Source organism: Pseudothermotoga sp., from assembly GCA_025060105.1.
Taxonomy (GTDB): Bacteria; Thermotogota; Thermotogae; order Thermotogales; family DSM-5069; genus Pseudothermotoga_A.
On sequence record JANXCS010000002.1, the window covers coordinates 216,989 to 236,647 of the forward strand.

At 41.5% G+C, this 19,659-nt stretch carries 21 protein-coding genes and 1 tRNA gene; 20 read left to right on the forward strand and 2 right to left on the reverse strand.

Going from position 1 to position 19,659, the window contains the following annotated elements; translation table 11 throughout:
- Position 1 precedes the first annotated feature (1 nt).
- Genes NZ875_02875 through NZ875_02910 form a run of 8 tightly spaced genes read left to right on the forward strand, consistent with a single transcriptional unit; the run spans position 2 to position 7,533 of the window.
- Positions 2 to 766 carry an aspartate/glutamate racemase family protein gene (locus NZ875_02875; protein ID MCS7174679.1) on the forward strand — a complete coding sequence of 255 codons (765 nt, stop codon included), beginning with the start codon at positions 2 to 4 and terminating at the stop codon, positions 764 to 766.
- Positions 763 to 1,599 carry an RNase adapter RapZ gene (rapZ, locus tag NZ875_02880; GenBank protein MCS7174680.1) on the forward strand — a complete coding sequence of 279 codons (837 nt, stop codon included), beginning with the start codon at positions 763 to 765 and terminating at the stop codon, positions 1,597 to 1,599. The genes NZ875_02875 and rapZ overlap by 4 nt, the downstream gene beginning before the upstream one ends.
- A complete protein-coding gene (locus NZ875_02885) occupies positions 1,596 to 2,561 on the forward strand; it encodes a YvcK family protein (GenBank protein MCS7174681.1) in 966 nt (321 codons plus the stop codon). The genes rapZ and NZ875_02885 overlap by 4 nt, the downstream gene beginning before the upstream one ends.
- Complete coding sequence (gene whiA, locus NZ875_02890) at positions 2,551 to 3,480, forward strand: DNA-binding protein WhiA (protein MCS7174682.1); 930 nt, start codon at positions 2,551 to 2,553, stop codon at positions 3,478 to 3,480. Before NZ875_02885 ends, whiA begins: the two co-directional genes overlap by 11 nt.
- The gene (nrdR, locus tag NZ875_02895; protein ID MCS7174683.1) at positions 3,477 to 3,944 is read left to right on the forward strand and encodes a transcriptional regulator NrdR; all 468 of its coding nucleotides are present in this window, start codon (positions 3,477 to 3,479) and stop codon (positions 3,942 to 3,944) included. Before whiA ends, nrdR begins: the two co-directional genes overlap by 4 nt.
- Positions 3,941 to 4,414, forward strand: a complete 474-nt coding sequence (gene greA / locus NZ875_02900; GenBank protein MCS7174684.1) for a transcription elongation factor GreA — start codon at positions 3,941 to 3,943, stop codon at positions 4,412 to 4,414. Before nrdR ends, greA begins: the two co-directional genes overlap by 4 nt.
- A 9-nt stretch (positions 4,415 to 4,423) precedes the next feature.
- A complete protein-coding gene (lysS, locus tag NZ875_02905) occupies positions 4,424 to 5,929 on the forward strand; it encodes a lysine--tRNA ligase (GenBank protein MCS7174685.1) in 1,506 nt (501 codons plus the stop codon).
- Positions 5,926 to 7,533 carry a hypothetical protein gene (locus NZ875_02910; protein ID MCS7174686.1) on the forward strand — a complete coding sequence of 536 codons (1,608 nt, stop codon included), beginning with the start codon at positions 5,926 to 5,928 and terminating at the stop codon, positions 7,531 to 7,533. Before lysS ends, NZ875_02910 begins: the two co-directional genes overlap by 4 nt.
- A 23-nt stretch (positions 7,534 to 7,556) precedes the next feature.
- On the opposite strand, the gene NZ875_02915 is transcribed toward NZ875_02910, so the two are convergent.
- Positions 7,557 to 7,632: transfer RNA gene (locus NZ875_02915), tRNA-Gln, on the reverse strand.
- A gap of 51 nt (positions 7,633 to 7,683) precedes the next feature.
- Between NZ875_02915 and NZ875_02920 the strand changes: the two genes are divergently transcribed.
- Genes NZ875_02920 through NZ875_02975 form a run of 12 tightly spaced genes read left to right on the forward strand, consistent with a single transcriptional unit; the run spans position 7,684 to position 19,326 of the window.
- Positions 7,684 to 9,366 carry a nucleoside kinase gene (locus tag NZ875_02920; GenBank protein MCS7174687.1) on the forward strand — a complete coding sequence of 561 codons (1,683 nt, stop codon included), beginning with the start codon at positions 7,684 to 7,686 and terminating at the stop codon, positions 9,364 to 9,366.
- Positions 9,367 to 9,392: 26 nt separating this feature from the next.
- Positions 9,393 to 10,289 (forward strand): DUF4941 domain-containing protein, encoded by an 897-nt coding sequence (locus NZ875_02925; GenBank protein ID MCS7174688.1) that lies wholly within the window; start codon positions 9,393 to 9,395, stop codon positions 10,287 to 10,289.
- Positions 10,286 to 10,747, forward strand: a complete 462-nt coding sequence (locus NZ875_02930) for a GerMN domain-containing protein (protein ID MCS7174689.1) — start codon at positions 10,286 to 10,288, stop codon at positions 10,745 to 10,747. The genes NZ875_02925 and NZ875_02930 overlap by 4 nt, the downstream gene beginning before the upstream one ends.
- A 37-nt stretch (positions 10,748 to 10,784) precedes the next feature.
- Positions 10,785 to 11,525 (forward strand): tRNA (adenine-N1)-methyltransferase, encoded by a 741-nt coding sequence (locus tag NZ875_02935; protein MCS7174690.1) that lies wholly within the window; start codon positions 10,785 to 10,787, stop codon positions 11,523 to 11,525.
- Between the two features lies 1 nt (position 11,526).
- Positions 11,527 to 12,735, forward strand: coding sequence for a S41 family peptidase (locus NZ875_02940; protein ID MCS7174691.1), 1,209 nt, complete (start codon positions 11,527 to 11,529; stop codon positions 12,733 to 12,735).
- Positions 12,732 to 13,313, forward strand: a complete 582-nt coding sequence (locus NZ875_02945) for a hypothetical protein (GenBank protein ID MCS7174692.1) — start codon at positions 12,732 to 12,734, stop codon at positions 13,311 to 13,313. The genes NZ875_02940 and NZ875_02945 overlap by 4 nt, the downstream gene beginning before the upstream one ends.
- Entirely contained in the window at positions 13,310 to 13,756 is a 447-nt protein-coding gene (locus NZ875_02950) for a hypothetical protein (GenBank protein ID MCS7174693.1), read from the forward strand. Before NZ875_02945 ends, NZ875_02950 begins: the two co-directional genes overlap by 4 nt.
- Positions 13,747 to 16,071, forward strand: coding sequence for an MMPL family transporter (locus NZ875_02955; GenBank protein MCS7174694.1), 2,325 nt, complete (start codon positions 13,747 to 13,749; stop codon positions 16,069 to 16,071). The genes NZ875_02950 and NZ875_02955 overlap by 10 nt, the downstream gene beginning before the upstream one ends.
- Entirely contained in the window at positions 16,049 to 17,326 is a 1,278-nt protein-coding gene (locus NZ875_02960) for a glycosyltransferase family 4 protein (GenBank protein ID MCS7174695.1), read from the forward strand. The genes NZ875_02955 and NZ875_02960 overlap by 23 nt, the downstream gene beginning before the upstream one ends.
- A complete protein-coding gene (locus NZ875_02965; GenBank protein ID MCS7174696.1) occupies positions 17,286 to 17,915 on the forward strand; it encodes a hypothetical protein in 630 nt (209 codons plus the stop codon). The genes NZ875_02960 and NZ875_02965 overlap by 41 nt, the downstream gene beginning before the upstream one ends.
- Complete coding sequence (locus tag NZ875_02970; GenBank protein MCS7174697.1) at positions 17,912 to 18,631, forward strand: biotin--[acetyl-CoA-carboxylase] ligase; 720 nt, start codon at positions 17,912 to 17,914, stop codon at positions 18,629 to 18,631. The genes NZ875_02965 and NZ875_02970 overlap by 4 nt, the downstream gene beginning before the upstream one ends.
- Positions 18,632 to 18,663: 32 nt before the next feature.
- Positions 18,664 to 19,326 (forward strand): hypothetical protein, encoded by a 663-nt coding sequence (locus NZ875_02975; protein MCS7174698.1) that lies wholly within the window; start codon positions 18,664 to 18,666, stop codon positions 19,324 to 19,326.
- A gap of 94 nt (positions 19,327 to 19,420) precedes the next feature.
- Here NZ875_02975 and NZ875_02980 read toward each other — a convergent pair whose 3' ends face one another.
- Positions 19,421 to 19,654, reverse strand: coding sequence for a S4 domain-containing protein (locus tag NZ875_02980; protein ID MCS7174699.1), 234 nt, complete (start codon positions 19,652 to 19,654; stop codon positions 19,421 to 19,423).
- Between the last annotated feature and the right edge of the window lie 5 nt (positions 19,655 to 19,659).

The following is a 19,659-nucleotide window of genomic DNA, read 5'->3' on the forward strand; positions in this document are numbered from 1 at the left end:
ATTGAAATTGGGCTTGTTTGATTCCGGAGTGGGTGGACTCACAGTTTTGCACCAGTTTTTGGCGCATGGATTGAAGTTCGAATACTTATACCTTGCCGATACAGCTCGAGCACCATTTGGGACGAAAAGCGTCGAGGAAATCAGGAAAATTGCGTTGGAATGTATTGATTTCTTGCTCGAGAAAGATGCAGATGTTGTAGTCTCAGCTTGCAACACAGCTCAAGCAGCATTGAAGATTTCAGGAACCAATCTTGGGGATAGATTTTTTGGGATACTCGATTTTGATTTTCCCTATGGATTTAAGAAAGTTGGCATATTAGCAACGGAAGCCACAGTAAAAAGTAGCGTTTATCTTGAAAAACTGTGTGCTATTGGCATCGAAGCAATTCAGCAACCATGTCAAGCTTTGGTTGCAGCGATCGAATCTTGCGCTCAAGATAACGAGATCAGAAATATCATCGCTGGAAGCATTCAACCTTTGATGAGAGCGAAAGTGGAAGCTGTCATCCTTGGTTGTACACACTTTCCAATAGTTAAGCATATCTTTCAAGAACTTTTTGAAAATATACCCGTACTCGATCCGGCTGCACTCTTAGCAGAAAAACTCGTGAGGATTCTTCCAACGAGCTCAAACCAAGAAGCACACGTGAAACTTTACGTTACAGGTGATGATGGAGATTTTCACAAGAAAATCAAAAGATACGAACATCTCATTGGTGTTCCTTACAGTATCGAGAAGGTCCTCTGGGGTGAATCTGCGAAGTGAAAAAAATACTTATTGTGTCAGGACTTTCCGGTGCTGGTAAAAGTACAGTTATAAAGATCCTTGAAGATATGGGCTTTTTCTGCATAGATAACCTTCCTCCAGCATTGCTGAACGATTTCATGGCTATCGTAATGAGCTCTTCCATAGACAGGATAGCTTTGGTCTTAGATGTCAGGAGCGCACAGTTTGGTGATTTAACCGAAGCCGTCAAGAAATTACTACAAAGCTATGGAGAATCGGTTACAGTACTCTTCCTTGAAGCTTCCAAAGAAGAATTGATCAGAAGGTTCTCTATCACTCGCAGGAAGCATCCGCTTGAGGGAAAGGTTAGCCTTTCTGAAGCAATAGATCTCGAAAGAGATTTACTTCAAGAGATAAGAAATATGTCCCTCATCATAGATACAACTGAGATGGACGTACAATCTTTGCGTGAAAAAGTAAGTTGTTTGCTGTCAGTTCAAAGGATTTTTTTAATAAGGCTGAGAAGCTTTGGTTTCAAATATGGTTTACCAGTGGATACAGATTTTGTACTGGATACAAGGTTTATGCCGAATCCGTACTATTGTCCGGATCTTGCGCCACTTGATGGAAGGGATGAGAGAATCAAAAGCTTTTTTGAATCTCATGAGAAAATAGCCGAATATATTCAACATGCTGCCAGCATGATAAAAACCGCTGCAGAAGAGTACAAAAAGGTTGGTAGGGCTGGCATAACAGTTTCAATCGGATGCACTGGGGGACGACACAGATCCGTCTATGTCGCCGAAAAACTGGCTGAGAAACTTTCCAAGGAATTTGAAGTTCACATCGAACATCGGGATGTGAACAAATGAAAGTGATTGCCATAGGTGGAGGAACGGGTCTTTCGACGATCCTCCGTGGCTTGAAGAACAAAGGTTTGGAATTGACCGCAATAGTTGCTGTCACGGACGAAGGTGGTAGTTCCGGCAAGATCAGACAAGAATTGAACGTGCCACCACCTGGAGATGTACGAAACAACATCATAGCGCTTGCAAGAGATGAGAGCCTTATGAGTAGACTTTTTTCTTACAGATTTTCAACGAACGGAAGCCTTTCGCAACACAGCGTCGGCAACATAATACTCGCAGCGTTGACGATGATGACCGGAAGTTTTGCCAAGGCTGTGAGGCATGCGTGCGATATACTCGCCATAGAAGGAAAGGTTTTACCAGTTTGCGAGCAACTCATCCGACTTGTAGCATTCTACAGCGATGGATCCGTTGTCGTAGGAGAAACTGAAATTTCTAAGAAAGTCGACGCAAGAATCGTCTCAGTTCGACTCGACAAGAAAGTACAAGCATTGGAAGAAGTGATTAGAGAAATTTCTCAAGCGGATGCTGTTCTACTTGGACCTGGGAGTCTGTACACAAGTGTGATAACGAACCTACTGGTGGAGGGTGTTGCTGAAAGTATTTGTGATAACAAAAAGGCCAAGAAAATTTACATAGCCAACATCATGACACAGCCAGGAGAGACGATAGGTTTCAGTCTGGAAGACCACGTTTCAGAGATCGAGAAATATCTAAAAACTGAATTAGATTACGTGGTTGCCAATAACACCTTACCACCTAAAGATGTGTTGTTGTCCTATGCAAAACAGTGTGCAGAACCTGTTCTGCCGCGCGGTCATGTGGATAAGAGATATCTCTTTTATGACCTTCTGGAAATCACTTACGAACCGAGTGATCCAAGACCCAAAGCCAGGCATAACCCTGTTATAACAGCTAAGATCTTAACGAATCTGTTGGGGGAGCGATCTTTCAGTGAAAAGTGAAATCAGTTTTTCCGAATTGGTTCGAAATGAACTTTGCTCCTTATTTGTAGAAGATTCAGAACAAGCAATGAATGAAATTTACGGGTTCATCAAAGCCAGGGGATCTTTGAACATCTCTCAATCAAGTGTGGAAGTTTTAGTGAGGCTGCCAAATATTCAAACTACTAGGAGATTTTTGAAACTTCTCAAGACGCTGTCTGTGAAGGATTACCAAATGGTGGTTACTTCAACGAAAGGACTGTGGCCTATGAAAGGAGTTCAAGTGAGCTTTGGAACAGATTTCTTAGAGAAAATCGGTGCGGGGGAGGTACTGTGGGAAAATATCACGAGGTTTAAAGATCCTGCCATTTTTGGCGCATTTTTGAGAGGTTTTTATCTTGGTTGTGGTTCCATCTTGAATCCATCTCGGACATACCATTGGGAGCTTACATACCACGATGGAGAATTCTTGAAAGAATTGTCAAAGATTTTGAAAGAGAGTCTAGCTATGGAACCAAAGATTTGGAAGTTAAGACACGCTTACAGGCTTTCTCTCAGGCGAGCTCAAGATGTCGTTGAGGTGCTACACTTGATGGGTGCCATTGAGGCTGCCAACCACATTGAGGAACTCATACAGCAACGTTCAATTGCATCTGATGTTAACAGAAGTATGAACTTCATTTCTGCTAACGCTGATAGAATAGGTAGAAGCACTGCCGAACAGTTGAAGGCTTTGCATATCATAGAAGAAGTGATAGGTATAGATTCGTTGGATGAAGAGTTAAAACAGCTAGCCAAATTGAGGTTGGAGAATGAGGATCTAAGTTTGAGAGAGCTGGGCGAACTGATGACGCCAAAGATGAGCAAATCAATGGTTTACTCACGAATGAAAAAAATTCTGAGCATCGCAAGAAGTTTATTTGAGAGGTCAAGAAAATGAAATGCCCGTACTGCGGCTATCCAGATAGCCGAGTTCTTGACTCAAGACCCACGTTAGATGGTACCGCGATAAGGCGTAGGAGGGAGTGTCTCGAATGTGGTGCTCGTTTCACAACGTACGAACGTTACGAACTACTTCCCATAATCGTTGTCAAGAAGGATGGTCGAAGGGAAACCTTCGATAGAAAGAAAGTGTTGAACGGTGTTTTAAAAGCGTGTGAAAAAAGGCCTATACCGTACGAGACCCTCGAAAAGCTGGTGGAGGAAGTGGAACTTACGATACAAAAAATGGGTTACACTGAAGTCCCGTCAAAGGTTATAGGAGAATTGGTGATGGAGAAGCTTAAGAACATAGATCAAGTTGCCTACGTGAGGTTCGCATCTGTTTACAAAGATTTTAGGGAAATAGATCAGTTCATGGAAATAGTGAGAGAATTGAAAAGGAACGGGGAGGGAAGATCATGAAGAAGAATGTCATCAAACTGACGAGGGAAGGTTATGATGCGCTCAAACGAGAACTGGATAGTTTGAGGCAAAAGCTCATGTATGAAATATCCCAACGCATAAAAGAAGCAAGAGAGTTGGGTGATTTGACAGAAAACACTGAATACGATGAAGCAAAGAACGAACAAGGAAGGATCGGTAGTAGGATTGCTGAACTAGAACAGATACTCAACAATGCTGAGATCATAGAAGCGACGGAATCAGATACAGTTTCTATTGGCTCGTGGGTCGTGATAAGGAATCTCAACACAGGTGAGGAAAGAACCATCAGATTGGTAAACCCGCAAGAATCGGACATATTCTCGAACAAGGTGAGCGTTGATTCGCCCGTGGGAAGGGTGATCATTGGAAAGAAAATAGGCGAAATAGTTCGCCTCAAAACACCTTCAGGACAGGTGAGATATGAAATAGTGCGCATAACAACGGAATGAGGTGATCCTGTGAGTTGGGAGATCCGAAATCAAAAGTTGCAAAAAGTAAATGAGCTCCGTAAGATTGGCATCAATCCCTATCCTTACAGATTCGATAAAGCTTGTTCTAGTGCTCAGATACGCGAAAGATTTAGCCATCTAAATCCTTCAGAAGCTTTGGAAAACGAAAAGATTTCTACAGCAGGACGTGTGATGACCATAAGACTGCACGGTAAATCCTGCTTTTTCACTCTGAAAGATTTCGATGGAAAGATCCAAGCTTACATAAGGCAAGATTCAGTTGGTGAGAGTGCCTACGAATTTTTTAAGAAATACGTAGATGCAGGCGACATAGTTGGAATCAAAGGGTTTCCATTCAGGAGTAAAACAGGTGAATTGACAATCTTTGCAGAAGAATTTCAGTTGTTGTGTAAAGCTCTAAGACCTTTGCCTGAGAAATGGCATGGACTTAGGGATAAAGAAATGGCATACAGACAAAGGTACGTCGATATGATTGCGAATGAAGATACCATAGAGCGCTTCAAAATACGATACAGGGCGATAGCATTCATACGTCAATTTCTCATGGAAAGAGGTTTCATCGAAGTTGAGACACCCATATTGAATTTCATACCCGGTGGTGGTACCGCTAGACCTTTTGTGACAAGACTTGAAGCACTCGACTGTGATGTATACTTAAGAATCGCACCAGAGTTGCATTTGAAGCGTTACATCGTCGGCGGATTCGAAAAAGTTTTCGAGATAGGTAAAAATTTTAGAAATGAGGGAATCTCTTACAAACACAGTCCAGAATTCACATCGATAGAAATCTACCAAGCCTACGCAGATTACAAAGACATGATGGAACTGACTGAGCAGATGATCTCACAGCTGGTTTTACATCTCTTCGGAACTTACAAACTCACTTACCAAGGGATTGAAATCGACTTCACTCCTCCCTGGAAACGCATCAGGATGCATGAATTCATAAAGGAGAAACTGGGTATCGATATACTTGAAGATAGTGAAGAAAAAATTTTTCAATACCTCAAAGATCGTGGGATCGAACCAGAACTCAAAACGAAGAGCAAGATGATTGAAAAACTCTGGGATTTAGTCGAGGACCAGGTGGTGCAACCCACTTTCTTGATGGATCACCCCGTTGAAATTTCGCCACTTGCGAAAAGGCACAGAGATGACCCTCGCCTCACCGAGCGTTTTGAGCCTATCATCTGTGGTATGGAATTAGGCAACGCTTTCAGCGAATTGAATGACCCCCAGGAGCAACTAGAACGCTTCTTAGTTCAGGCAAAACTTCTCGAAGCTGGTGATAAGGAAGCTCACCGCATGGACCTAGACTTCATAAGGTCATTAGAATATGGAATGCCTCCAACAGGTGGATTGGGCATAGGCATTGACAGGCTGACCATGCTTTTGACTAACGCACCGTCCATAAGAGACGTTATCCCATTTCCACTAGTCAGTCAAAATTTGGATGAGGCTTTCGATAACGGTGAAAGGAGTGCTGAATCATGAGAAACTGGTTCAAGAAGTGGCAAAATGTTATCGTTTGGACTTTGGCAATTTCTTTCGTCGCAGGCATCGCTTGGTGGTCGGTGGCAAGTTACATTTCTGGCCGCTCTAGAAATCCCACAACTGAAGTAGAAGCAGTGGGTTACGTGGCGATCAATGGACAGATACCAAAAGACTCAATAGCTCGCGTGTCGACTTATGAACTCGATATGGAGTATGCGAACTTCCTTTCAGGCTATTCCTTATCCGCTTTGGATGCGTTGTTCGAAGAGCCTGAACAAAAAGCTTATCTGCTTAAAGAGATCTTGAAAGAACGAGCGATACTTTTGTACGCGAAAGAGAACAAACTGTTGCCTACTAAAAAGGAGATCGAAGATAAACTTAAAGAGTATAGGACAGAAATAAACAAAAATCAGACGCTTGTACAGTACATAAAACAGCGTTACGGAAGTGTTGATAATTATCTGGACAAGACGCTTAGACCATCCATAGAGAAAACCTTGACTCTAGAGAAAGTAAAGAACAAGGTAGCAAACGTGAGTGAGGAAGAGATGAAAAAGTACTTTGAAGAACATTTGGAGGATATCAAAATTAAGTACGACACTGCGAACGTGAAATTAGCTTGGTTTGAGAAAGAAAACGAGGCAAAGAAATTCATTTCACTCTTATCAAACATGAACTTCGATCAAGCCGCAAGCAAAATGAACGTTCAAACTACCCCTTTATCGAACTTACGCAGAGGTTTGTTCGATAAAGAAGTCGACGAAAAGATATTTTCTGCAACTCCCGGCAGTATTGTAGGACCGTTCAAGCTTTCAGACACATGGATTGTAGCCGAAGTAAAAGAAGCCACTATTGTGAAAGACTTCGCCAGTTTTGCACTGAGTGATTTTTACGAAACGGAACGATCAACGCTCCGCAATCAGGCTCTAGAAAAATGGTATGAAAGCTATGTTGAGAGTAAAAAGGTGGAGCTCCGCATAGTCAATGAAGTTCTATCTACATGGGACAGGATCAATCAAGCTGCCACCCAATCTGAGTTACTCAAACTCGAAGAAGAACTTTCAAAGAAGATATTCTCCGAAAGTGTTGAAATATCTCCCGACGTTCCTGACACACTCAAAAGTGCTTACGTAACCCTTGTGGAAAAAATACAAGACTTCGATGGCAATATCGATGGAACCATCAAGAAGAAAAGAGAAGTTTTGGTACGATACCTGTATGAACAGTATCCATCTTCTTTACATGTAGCTCGAAGAATGTATGAAATTGATAGGGGCAACACACAAGTTAAATACAATTACTTCACACTGCTCTATTCTTCGATAAAACCCTATATTGCTATCACTGGACCTCAGGTTTTACTACAAAACATACTCGAGATAGAAGCGGGCTTGGCTTCCATCATGTTGGACACCTCGGTGGCTACAGATTTGCGTGCGAGCGCTTGCTATAATCTTTACGATCTATCAAAAGAATTAAAAGACGCCACCTCCGCAAAATTCTATCTAGACCAACTGAGGAAATTGAACCCTAACTACATAGATTTCGAAGCAGCCGTGAAAGAACTGGAAGAAATGAAGAAATCATCGGAGCAAAAAGAATAGGTGGGCCTGTACGGCCCACTTTTTGGCTGGGGCGGGAGGATTCGAACCTCCGAATGTCGGATCCAAAGTCCGATGCCTTACCAGCTTGGCGACGCCCCAACTTTCACCGTGATATAATTCTATCACCGGCCGTGAAAACATTCAAGTGGGGTGAGAAGGTTGAAAGAAATTCTGCTCAAGATTTTAGACACAAATGAAGAATTACGTGTACCGGCTGGTGAAAAACTTTTGGAATATGCAAAAAGGTGTTGGAAATATCATGATACTCCTATAGTTGCCGCGCGACTGGACAACACAATTGTTGAGCTCACGCGGCCGCTTGAACGTGGTGGAACGGTTGAATTCATAGATTTGCGCTGCCTCGATGGCTTGCGGATATACCAAAGAGGTGTTCTGTTCGTTTTGAACATGGCGCTCAAAGAAAGATATCCGAACTGTGAGTTGTGGGTTTTACATTCCTTAGACAACGCACTCTATTGCGAGTTGAGATGTGATGGCATACCCCATCCGCTCTCTGAGGAAGAGATTCAGTGGATCAAAGCCAGGATGAATCAAATAGTAGCACATGATTTGATATTCGAAAAAGGTGAGTATTACAAAGATGAAGCCTTCAAAATATTCACTCAGCACAATGATAGAGACAGGATCAGACTCTTCAGGTTCAGGAAGAAAAAAACCATTAAACTCTATAAATGTGGTGATCACTACGATTATTACTATGGTTACATGCCACCAAGTACCGGTGTACTCAAATGGTTCGATTTGGTGAAAGAAAGTGAAGGATTTTTGTTGGTTCTACCGGATCAGAAAGATCCGCTCACAGTGAGCCGCCCAAAGCCCTTAGTAAAACTTTCCTCTGTTTTCTACGAATACGCTCGTTGGCTTGATGTCATAGGTGTTAGAACCGTTGCGGACTTGAACGAAATTATCTCTAGAGGTGAACGAGAAGTAGCTGAGCTGATGATCATCAATGAGGCACTCCACGAAAAGAAAATCTCTCAAATAGCCGAGCAATTTGCAAACAGCGGCGCAAGGTTGATACTCATTGCAGGTCCATCCTCGTCTGGTAAAACCACCTTTGCTAAAAGACTGTTAGTTCAGTTACGCGTTCACGGTTTTAAACCTCTGGTGATATCTCTCGACGATTACTTCGTCGATAGAGAATTAACTCCAAGAGACGAAGAGGGTAATTACGATTTTGAATCTCTAGAAGCAATAGATTTGAAGTTGTTCAACGAGCATCTTTCAATGCTCATAGAGGGCAGGGAAGTAGAACTTCCTAAATTCGATTTCAAACTCGGAAGACGTATTTGGAGCGGTCAAAAAATCAAGCTCGAAAGGAATCAACCCATAGTGATCGAAGGTATCCATGGCTTGAATGAAAAATTAACATCGAGTGTGGACAGATCAATGAAGTTCAAGATATATGTCAGTGCCCTTACACAATTGAATCTTGACCCTCATAATAGGATAACCACAACTGATACACGTCTCTTGAGAAGGATCATAAGAGATTACAAATTCAGAGGTCATTCCGCCACGGATACTTTGAAAATGTGGCCAAGTGTCAGAAAAGGCGAAGAAAAATACATTTTTCCGTTTCAGGAAGAAGCCGATGTTATGTTTAATTCTGCTATAGTTTACGAGTGGGCAGTTTTGAAGATCTTTGCTGAACAGTTGTTGGTCCAAGTATCACCAGAAGAGAGAGAATACACTGAAGCTCTGAGACTCATGAAACTGCTAGACTATTTTTTACCCATAACTAATCTGGAAGACATTCCAAGAACATCTATCTTGAGAGAGTTCATTGGAAGGAGTGCATTCAAGTATTGAGAAAAATTTTGATCTTTTTAACCTTAGTGCTGGTGTTCATTTTAACTTTCGCTGTAGAAATCTATGTCGGAGATCAGCTCATCTTTACCTCCAGTGGAGATTCTCTACTGAAGTGGGATAAATTTGTAGAACTCATACGATCCTATTTTGAACGCATGAATTTTGAAGTGCCCACGGTTGGAAGCGTAGGTAGTTTCAATTATCTCATCTGGAATGGGCACACGGTTGGCTTTGACTCATCTGCGGGATTTGTGAATTTGGATGGTGTTACAAAACGCAGTTCTGGTGTTAATTTGATCGAAGTACTGAAGACTTTTGGACTACCATTCGTTCTTCGAGAGAACCGTTTGATATTACCCAACATGTGGATTTACGAAGTTCAGAAAATCCAAGATATTATCGATATCACTTATGGTGGGGAGAGGAAAATCGAAGTGAAGCAAGATGGAGAAAGCATATTTCTCGAAAGCCGTGGGTATGTTTTCTACAACAACACGTTGTACGAACCTGGTCAAACTGTGACTAAATTTAACCGAGAACCAAATGAATCAATAAAGCAAGAAATCGAGTTGAAAGGACTTCTTCGCTTGGTTTTGGGAAAAAGCTTGGCACCATCTAAAGTACGAATCGTAGCGCTGAATGAAAACGCTCTTTTCGTTCAGAACGAGCTGACCATTCTGTACACCCATGGAGATGGTAGAATCATTATCAGACCGTATGCTCCTGAGTATGATGGTACCGACTGGCCAGTTTATGCTGAATTGAGAAGGATTGCAGAAAAGCTGCGTGAGAAATTTTCATTCAAACTTGAAATCTGTCCCCTGATCGTTCTACCACCCCAAACAACCACGATGTTGTTGTTGATAGAAGATGAAGCAATCATTGCTCAAGTTAAGGATTTTTTGGAGGAGCTTTTAAAGTGAGGAAAAACATGGTCTTCTTCATGTTGATGCTTTTGTCTCTCTCAAGCTTGGCAACGCAATTGGTTTTGTTCTATCTAGATGAACAGTTTAGACCTGTCGTTGTTCGTGAGGAGATACAACGAGGTAGTGACGTTGTGAAAGCGATCTTCGACAAACTATCCTCACCACCGATCGGTTTAAAGAGTTTCGTTCCAAAAGACTCATTGAGAGCCTATTTCTTTGTTGAAAGATACCTTGTCATTGATTTGAAGAGAACTGCCCTTGCAACTTTTGATTTCACTCAGGAACGTTTTTTCGTACATCAACTTTTGAGAACCATTTTCGAAAATTTTCCAGGAATAGATGCGATATACTTCTTACTCGATGGCTCGAGGGGAGATGTTCTAGTCAACATGGTGGATGTAAGATTCGGATTCGCAAGACATTTCTGGGCACGCTGGCCAGTGGAGGGTGAATGACGTGGAACGAGTTCGAGTTGGAGACAGAGTCTTAGCAATGTTTGAGGATGGAAGGTCTTTTCTCTTTAAAATTCAGGAAGGAAAGCTTCAAACACACAACGGTGTGATAAATTTGAGTGATATTACAGGCAAAAGTTATGGTAGTTCATGTCAAACCCACACTGGGAAACGATTCTACATCATGAAACCTCGCCTTGTAGATGAGATTTACAGAATGAAAAGGCAGACACAAATAGTCTATCCTAAAGATATAGGTTACATACTGTTGATGCTGGATGTACACGAAGGTATGAAGATCATAGATGCGGGTGTTGGCAGTGGAGCAATGTGCGCAGCCTTAGCGCGTGCCGTTGGTGAGACAGGTAAAATTTATGCTTACGAAAAGAGAGAAGATTTCAAAAAACTTGCCGAAGAAAACTTAACGAAATGGGGTTTGATCAGTAGAGTAGAAATCAAACTTCGGGACATATCACAAGGTTTCGATGAGACAGCTGATGCGATTTTTCTAGATGTACCAGATCCATGGAATTACATTCGCCAATGTTATGAAGCACTGGTCGGGTCTGGAAACCTTGCGATCGTATCTCCTACGACGAACCAAGTACAACTCGTACTTGAAGAGATCTCCAAATTTCCGTTCGTTGGTGTGGAGGTTTGGGAAAGTTTGTTCAGGCAGTACAAGACTGTGCCATCGAGACTCAGACCATTCGACAGAATGGTTGCACACACCACTTACATGATATTTGCTCGCAAAGTTGTGAACGACTGGAGGGATTGATATGAGGAAAAACCTGCTTGTGGTGATTGGTATTGCCGTTGTAGTTGTCCTCACCAGTTGGTTTTTGAGTGGAGCTATCAGCCCAAGGGATGTTGACAAAGCTTTAACGCCTTTCTACCAAACCCTCTCATATATTTTGAACGCCTACTACGAAAGAGATAGTATCGATCTGAACAAAATCATCAATTCAGCGATCGATGGCCTTGTGAAAGGTTTAGGTGATGATTTTTCTTACTATGAAGGACCTGAACAAGTTGAAGAAAAACAGATTGAGATGGAAGGACAATACGGTGGCCTTGGTATAGAAGTGACATACGATAGTGAGTATAAGGCTGTCAAGGTTATAGCACCCATGTACGGAACACCAGCATGGCGAGTTGGATTGAAACCAGGAGACAGGATCGTTTCCATAGACGATCAACCAGTGAGCGAGATGGAGTATATGGAAGCTGTTCGAAAGTTAAGGGGCCAACCTGGAACGAAAGTGAGAATAAAAGTCCTTCGAGAGGGTGTGAAAGAATTATTGACATTTGAGATTGTGAGGGAGGTCATCCAAATCATCCCAGTCAAACATGCTTATATTGAGACTGCAAAGGGACGAGTTGGCTACGTGATGATAACACGCTTTGGTGCGAAAACCTCACAAGAAATGGCTGCAGCTTTGGATGAAATCTTTCAAAAAGGCGTGCAAGGTATTTTACTAGATCTCAGGAACAATCCAGGAGGCTATTTGAACAGTGCCATAGACGTTGCAAGTTATTTCATAGACAAAGGGGTAATCGTGAAAACGAGAAACGCTTACGGTGTGGAGGAGGTTTATGAATCCAAGGGCAACAGATATCCGAATGTTCCTGTGGTAGTTTTAGTGAACAAAGGATCTGCATCTGCCTCAGAGATAGTCACAGGAGCATTGAAAGACCACGGATTGGCCAAGATCGTTGGTCAGAAAACGTTCGGAAAAGGCTCAGTTCAAACGGGTTTCCCTCTAGCAAACGGTGGTACTCTCTATCTAACAACAGCCAGGTACATGACACCCTCAGGGAAGGATATTCACAGAACAGGTATTGAACCAGATGTGCTGGTTCAAGAAGAAAGCGAAGTTCCAAGGGAAACTCTCGTTTATGATTACACAAAGAAGGTTGTTGAAGTAAATCTAGAAGACCCATTCATCGCTAAAGGATTAGAAACTTTGCTGAGGCTGATTAAATGACAGCTTTTGGGGTAGCAGCGATCTGCTTCACTGTTTGCTTTGTTGTAGCCATAATTGTTCAGTTTCAACTTGGAACAAGGAAGGAAGTCATTCAGATAGAACCTTTTCCAAAGGTTGTGTTGATTTCACCTTTACAACAATTACTGTTAAAATTGGCGCACAGAATGGATCTATTGATGGAGATGAGACAATATCCAACTGCGAGTCTTTCTCTTTCTTCCGCCGATCGAATGACCACGATCGTTAAATTGGAACGACTCACTGAATATGAGCTGACAGCCTCGCGCTTCGATATGAATAGAAAAGATCGTCGAACAACGATAGATGTGGCAGGTACGAGCAAGATTGTTCATGCTGAGTTTGAGAAAAACAATGTCAGGTTTGTATACTCTGCCTCGGTGTTTTTACGGCGAGGAGGTCAAATACTGACGAGTCATTTGGATGTCGCAAAGGCTTTGATACAAGCTTTGAACGGCGAGCCACCCTACATAGATGTTGAGAAAAGCGACAGAGATTACGTGGAATCGCTAAAAATTCTTGCTTCAAAATATGGTATTGAGGTGCTCGAGCTGAAATGAAAATCTTAAAGATTTTCGTAAGGAGAGACGATTTCCAAAAGATTGAAGATGCTTGGTCGTTCGCCATCTCGATCATAGTTTTTAATACTGTAATAATTTCGTTCTGGCGACAGTTCTACTATACATTCATTGGAAGCAACGTCTTCTGGAAGTTTATCGAAATGAACGTGGCATTCTCGATGTATCTGTTTTTACTGTGCGGTTTAGTTGCTATGCGTAGTGGTATTCAACGCGCCATTTCTTTTCCTCTAGTAACTCTTCCTTACATTTTCACTCCAATATATGCTTTGATGCTTTCTTGGTTGAACTTACCCAGAGGTCTTGCCTTTACGATAGCATTCATCCACTCTCTTTTACTGAGTAGTAAACACGATCCAGTGATCCTCTCAGTGAGGATCTTCGCTTATAGTCAGTTGTTTTTGGTGGTGAGACATTGGCTCTAATCAAGTTTGTGCTGAAACGTTCTAAAATCTTATTCGCCATTTTCTTATTCTTGACAGCTTTATTCACATCCTTCGGGATCATGAAAATCTCGATAAATTCCGATTTGACAAATTTGGCCGATAAGCTCGACGAAGTGTACAAAGAACAGATAGATTTCTTATCAAAAAAGCTATCCTCGAATACCTTAATAGTACTCGCCCACACTGAGGGAAATGTAGATAAAACTAAGAAAGCTCTAGAACTTCTCAAACAACGTTTTGAGGAAAGTGGACATATTGCTGAAACATTGAAGATGGACAATCCTGAACTATTCGTAAAATATGGTTTTCTAGGTCTAGATACAGAGATTCTGAAGCAAATGAGTAAAACGATGAATCTAAATGAGATCAATTTCCTTGATTTTTCCCAATGGAGGCAAACTGTCACCTCGTTGTCGCTGCTATATGAACTTGCTGAAGACTATTCTAATAGGAAAGGAATCGAACAATACATATTGGTATCCCCCGATCGAAACATAATTTTGATTAATTTCACACTGAGGGAGAATTTGAGCGAAGTTAAAGCTATCAGTCAAGCCATCTCTGATCTGCGTGGTATAGCGAGAGACGTTAGTAAGGCCACCGGTGTCAGATTTGCTTTCACTGGAACTCCGGCAGGTGTATACGAATCAAATAAACAAGTGCAGAGAGATTTTGCGATTACTTCTGTAGTTTCATTGACGGGTATTAGCTTGATAGTTTATTTAGGATATGGAAGTTTCAGCGTTCTTTTGTGCCTTTTTCTTTCGATGGTGGTCGGTATGTGCTTGACTCTCGGTTTAGCAGGTTTACTAGTTGGTGAAATCAACATAGTTACCTCTTTCGTGAACGCGATGGTTCTCGGTTTAGGAATAGATTATGGCATCCACGTCATGACAAGGATCAGTGAATACTCTAAGCAAGCGAACATCGAAGAGAGTGTGAAAGAATCACTCTCAGAGCTCCTCAAACCCAGCTTAATGGCTCTTTTGACGACCATTGGTGCCTTCTCCTCCATGTACTTTGGTTTATCTAAACCTTTCGTTCAAATGGCTACTTTCTCCATAGTGGGCATGTTATCCTTTTACTCAACGATGATGCTTTTCTTGCCATCTTTGATACTCATGTTTAGAATCCGTCCCGCAGAGCAAGATAGACTTAAATTCTTATGGTGGCTTTTTCAACTAGGTAAGTCTAGAAGATTTGCACTAGTAATGATCTTTATTTTCATTGTTCTGATTCCATTTGGAGTGTTGAACCTGAAAGAGTATTGGTACACACCATCTGGACTCGTTGCAGAGAAAGCGGAATCAGCTTTAGCCTTTTCTCAACTCAAGCAAAGCTTTCAAAGAGTAGGGTTCGGTGAAATTTGTGTCGTAGCAAAGGACCTGGAAGAGCTGCGCAAGATCGATAAACTTTTAAGGAATTCAAATCTTTTCATACCACCTCTTTCAGTGCTGAGCTTACTAGAATTCTCCAAATTTGATGGTGGTAAAAGTACGCTCGATTTGTACGCACAACTCAGTGAAATGGTGAACAACCCGTTCCTTTTGGCCGTTTTCAAAAGAATCGGAATGTATCCTCAAATACTTGACATGCTTAGACTCCTCAAGAGTTCAAAAGATCTAACTGATATCTTAAATGAACTTAGAAAGGACGTTCCTCTTTTCTTCTATGAAAAAGATGATCAAATCATGTATGTGCTTTATACAGACACAGTGAAAGATCTATACAAAAACAATCACTTAAAAACGGTACAAAATTTTCTATCTTCCAACGGCGTCAAAACTTTCGGAACACCCACCATACTTTACAAGATCATGGAAGACATGAGAAAAAGCATGTATCAGTTAACACTCTTGACAGTAGTGGGCATTTTCATCATGTTATTGTTCGGTACCAGATCCTTGAAGGGTAGTCTGCTGATCGTTACAGCAGTGCTGTTATCAATCTTTGTGACGTTTGGTATCGGTGTACTCTTCAAAATTCACTCTACTTTCATGACATTGTTACTGATACCATTACTTTTAGGCTTGGGGGTTGATGGTTTAGTTCACATGAGGTACGCTATTTTGAAAAACGAAGAAGCTCACACTTATAGAACGTTCAGATCTGTCTTCCTTTCAATCGCAACGACTATAGCTGCCTTTGGGAGTTTCTCCCTCGCACGTGGAAAGCTGCTTCAAGAGTTTGGTATACTTATGGGAATAGGCTTCACAGTTTGTTTTTTCATCACCATCGTTTTGAGTTTTCATTTTTTCGGAGGTGAAACACGTGAGAATTGCGATGTTCACTGAAACCTATATCCCCCAAAGGAATGGTGTGGCAACCTCTGTCTTTCTCTACAAACGAGCGCTGGAAGAACGAGGCCATCAAGTTTATGTGGTCACGACCGTTGGTGATAACAGTGATGACATCTTCGTATTGAAAAGTAGTCAATTCAAGTATGAATCGAACCATGTGATACCTTTGAATGGCCGATTGTTGCCCGTTCTTGATTTCGTTCGCAACAAAGCTGTTGAAGTTATACACAGTCATGCTCCATTCGCCCTAGGTTTGAGAGCTCTTGCAGCTCAAAAATATTTGAAACTTCCGCACGTACACACGTATCACACACTCTTGGTAGAGTATCGCCACTACATTCCAAAACCTCTCACACCTTCTAAGGAAAGTGTTGCAGAGTTTTCGGCTTGGTTCTGCAACATGGTCAACCATATAATCGCACCGACTGAGAACATCAAGCAAGAGTTAGTACGCTATGGTATAGTCAAGCCCATACATGTGATACCTACTGGTATCGATGTTGATTCCTTTGAAAAGTCCCCAAGCTTCGATGTGCGTCATAGGCACGGAATATCAAAGAACACAAAGCTGTTACTCTACGTTGGGAGACTAGCGAAGGAAAAGAATGTGACCTTTCTCCTCCACGTACTCAAAAACCTTTTGGATAGAAAGAACGATGTGCATCTAATACTCGTTGGTGACGGACCTGAAAGGACTCAACTTGAAGAAGAAGCGAAGCAACTTGAGATTGAAGATAGAGTCACTTTCACTGGTGCGATAGCTCGAGAAACTTTAGTTAACTATTATCGACAAGCTGACGTTTTCACCTTCGCTTCAACGACAGAAACGCAAGGTTTGGTGGTACTAGAATCACTGGCTTCTGGAACACCTGTGGTAGCTGTGGCGAAAATGGGTGTCGCGAATGTTCTGAAAGATGGAGAAGGTGCTTTCCTATTGAAAGAAGTTGACTTGCAAGAATTCACCGACAAAATAGAATTGCTACTTTCTGATCCGAAGTTGTCCGATGAAATGAAATTAAAAGGAAAAGTTTATGTGAAGAAACACTGGTCGATACAAAAAACAGTGGAAGAGCTTGAAAAGGTCTACCAAATGAGCATCTCAGAAGGTGCAGTTGAGGTGGAGTATTACAGTAGTGTTTGGTTAGAGATCATGATAGAGAAAATGAAGCAAATCTCAAGCAAGATTTTTACTGCAGGAGGTGGCAGGCGTGTTACCTTTGCACCTTTTTCTCGGACACGTAGTCGCTGACCATGCATTCACAAACAATGCAAAGATAAGAACTTACAGAGGTTCCAAACTGATAGGCCATATACTTTGGTCGTTCTTCGCCATCCTCGCCTTTACGTTCGATGTTTTCTTGTATTCGAAGCTAGGCATTTTAATAATTGCTGTGTTTTTTACTATACATGCCGTACTTGATGTATTACGTGTGAAACTTTACCCCAAAAAGAGGTTATTGGATCTCGTTGAGGTTTTGGGCCTCGGTTTAGCCTTCTTTTTCAACATGCTTGGTTCAAGGCTATTGAGGAGTTCTTATTTATCCAGCGAGTTTGTTCTTTACTTACTTGGTATGTCCTCCGTTTCGGTTGGTATTACGTATTTTTTCAGAAACTTCTATCCAAAAGATGAATTCATGTCAGATATAGATGGAATCTCTGAAAGGCTCGCAGTGTTTGTTTTCTTGATGGCATCAAAGCCGTTGTTTGTTTTTCTCTCACTTGTGATCGCATTTCTCTACCGCTTAATCTTTATCAAGAGACCAAACCACACTTGGTGGATCAGTCCCATGAGTGGTTTGTTAATAAGTCTGGCATGGAGGTTCATGTTGTATCAATGATCGGTGAAAAAATCATACATTTACCGATTACGAGCTCAACGAACGATTTTCTCAAAGAAAACTGGAATATTTTTCCGCACGGTACCGTGGTGGTGGCTGATGTACAAACGGCGGGGCGTGGTCGATTCAATAGACCTTGGTATTCACCCGAAGGAGGTCTTTGGTTTTCTGTACTTTTCAAGCCGAGGAAAAACGTCAAACCGAATTTTTACACCAAGTTGTGTGCTGTTTCTATTGTGAGAGCTTTGAAACATCTAAAAATAGATGCAAAATTGAAATGGCCAAATGATATCTACGCTGACGGAAAAAAGCTTGCAGGGATACTCACCGAAACTATTTTCAAGGAAGAAAAACTCGTAGCAGTGATCGTTGGAGTCGGTATGAACATAAACAACGATATTCCCGAGGAACTCAATACGAAGGCTACTAGTCTGAAGCTCTTGACCAACGTCGAGTATAAAAAGCTTTCAGTTCTATCCATGATCTTACGGCAGATCAACAAAGCTTTGAAAGTTTATTCGAAAAAACCTGAAGCTTTAACAAGAGTTTGGAAAAATCTTTTGATGCAAAAAGAAGGCCAGTTAGTCTGCGTTCGCACCGACGATGAAACGCTCAAGGGTGAAATAATAGCCATAAATGAAGATAGTATCACACTCAGGACGGACCGAGGTCTGACCAGTTTAACATCACTCGAGATAATAGGATTTCAAACGTGATATAATTTACGCTGAAAATAGGGGGGATTTCGATGAAGTGGGTGGCAATTGTATGCGTAGTTCTATTACTATCATCGTGTCTGAGCCTTAGAACAGATAGCACGATGCAAGAAATAGATTTGATCCTGATCCCGAACGTCGGGATCTCTGATGGTTTGAACCTCAAGACGGAATTTGATGTAGTACTAGAATCTAAAAATTACATCTCCAATCTCAGTGGATACATCAGAAGTGGTAACTCTTCTCAAAAGCTGATTTTCACCCCAGCTGGAACCTTGACGAGTAAAACCTGGACGGCAAAAGTTACAATCATCCCTATAGATGAAGTGAATATCGAGATAGAGTACTATGCATATGGTTATCTGAAAAGAACTTTGGAAAAAACATTCAAAGCCGATGACGATGGAACAGTTGAGGTAACACTTGATATGGTGCGCGAGACTCCAGTCTCTACTGAAGTAGAAACAAGTAAAGTGTATGTATTGCTCAAATCGAACCGCATCGTCACAAATGTTGCGGGTTACTTGAAGGGTGAGAATGGGATTTACGAACTGAGCTTTAAACCTCTTGGTACTAACTGGATCGCAGAAACAAGTGTTGCCACAAGTGAAGTATTGATATCTACAACTGTAGAATATTACATCTTCAAAAAATACGCATACGTGAAGGACACGATAACAAAATTTTGGCCTTGATACTGTAAAGGAAAAATTTGCCGCAAATTCACTCAAAAAGTGTAAGGATTCAGTAATGTCTTCGTGATCCATATTTTCAAACACATTCTTTAGGTCAAAGCGGTTCTCTTTTAGATTCTCTCAGAATTTTGAAACTATTTTCTTCTGTGACCATTGCCTCTACTTCTCGAAATGGAAAGATTATTCTTATTACATCACCAATTTTCACTTCATAAGATGATCTAACATTCCTCCCATTAACTTGAACCTTCCCACTTTCTATCATCTGCTGTGCAACTACTCTGCGTTTGATCAAACCAGTTTGTTTTAAATATTTGTCTATCCTCACAAATA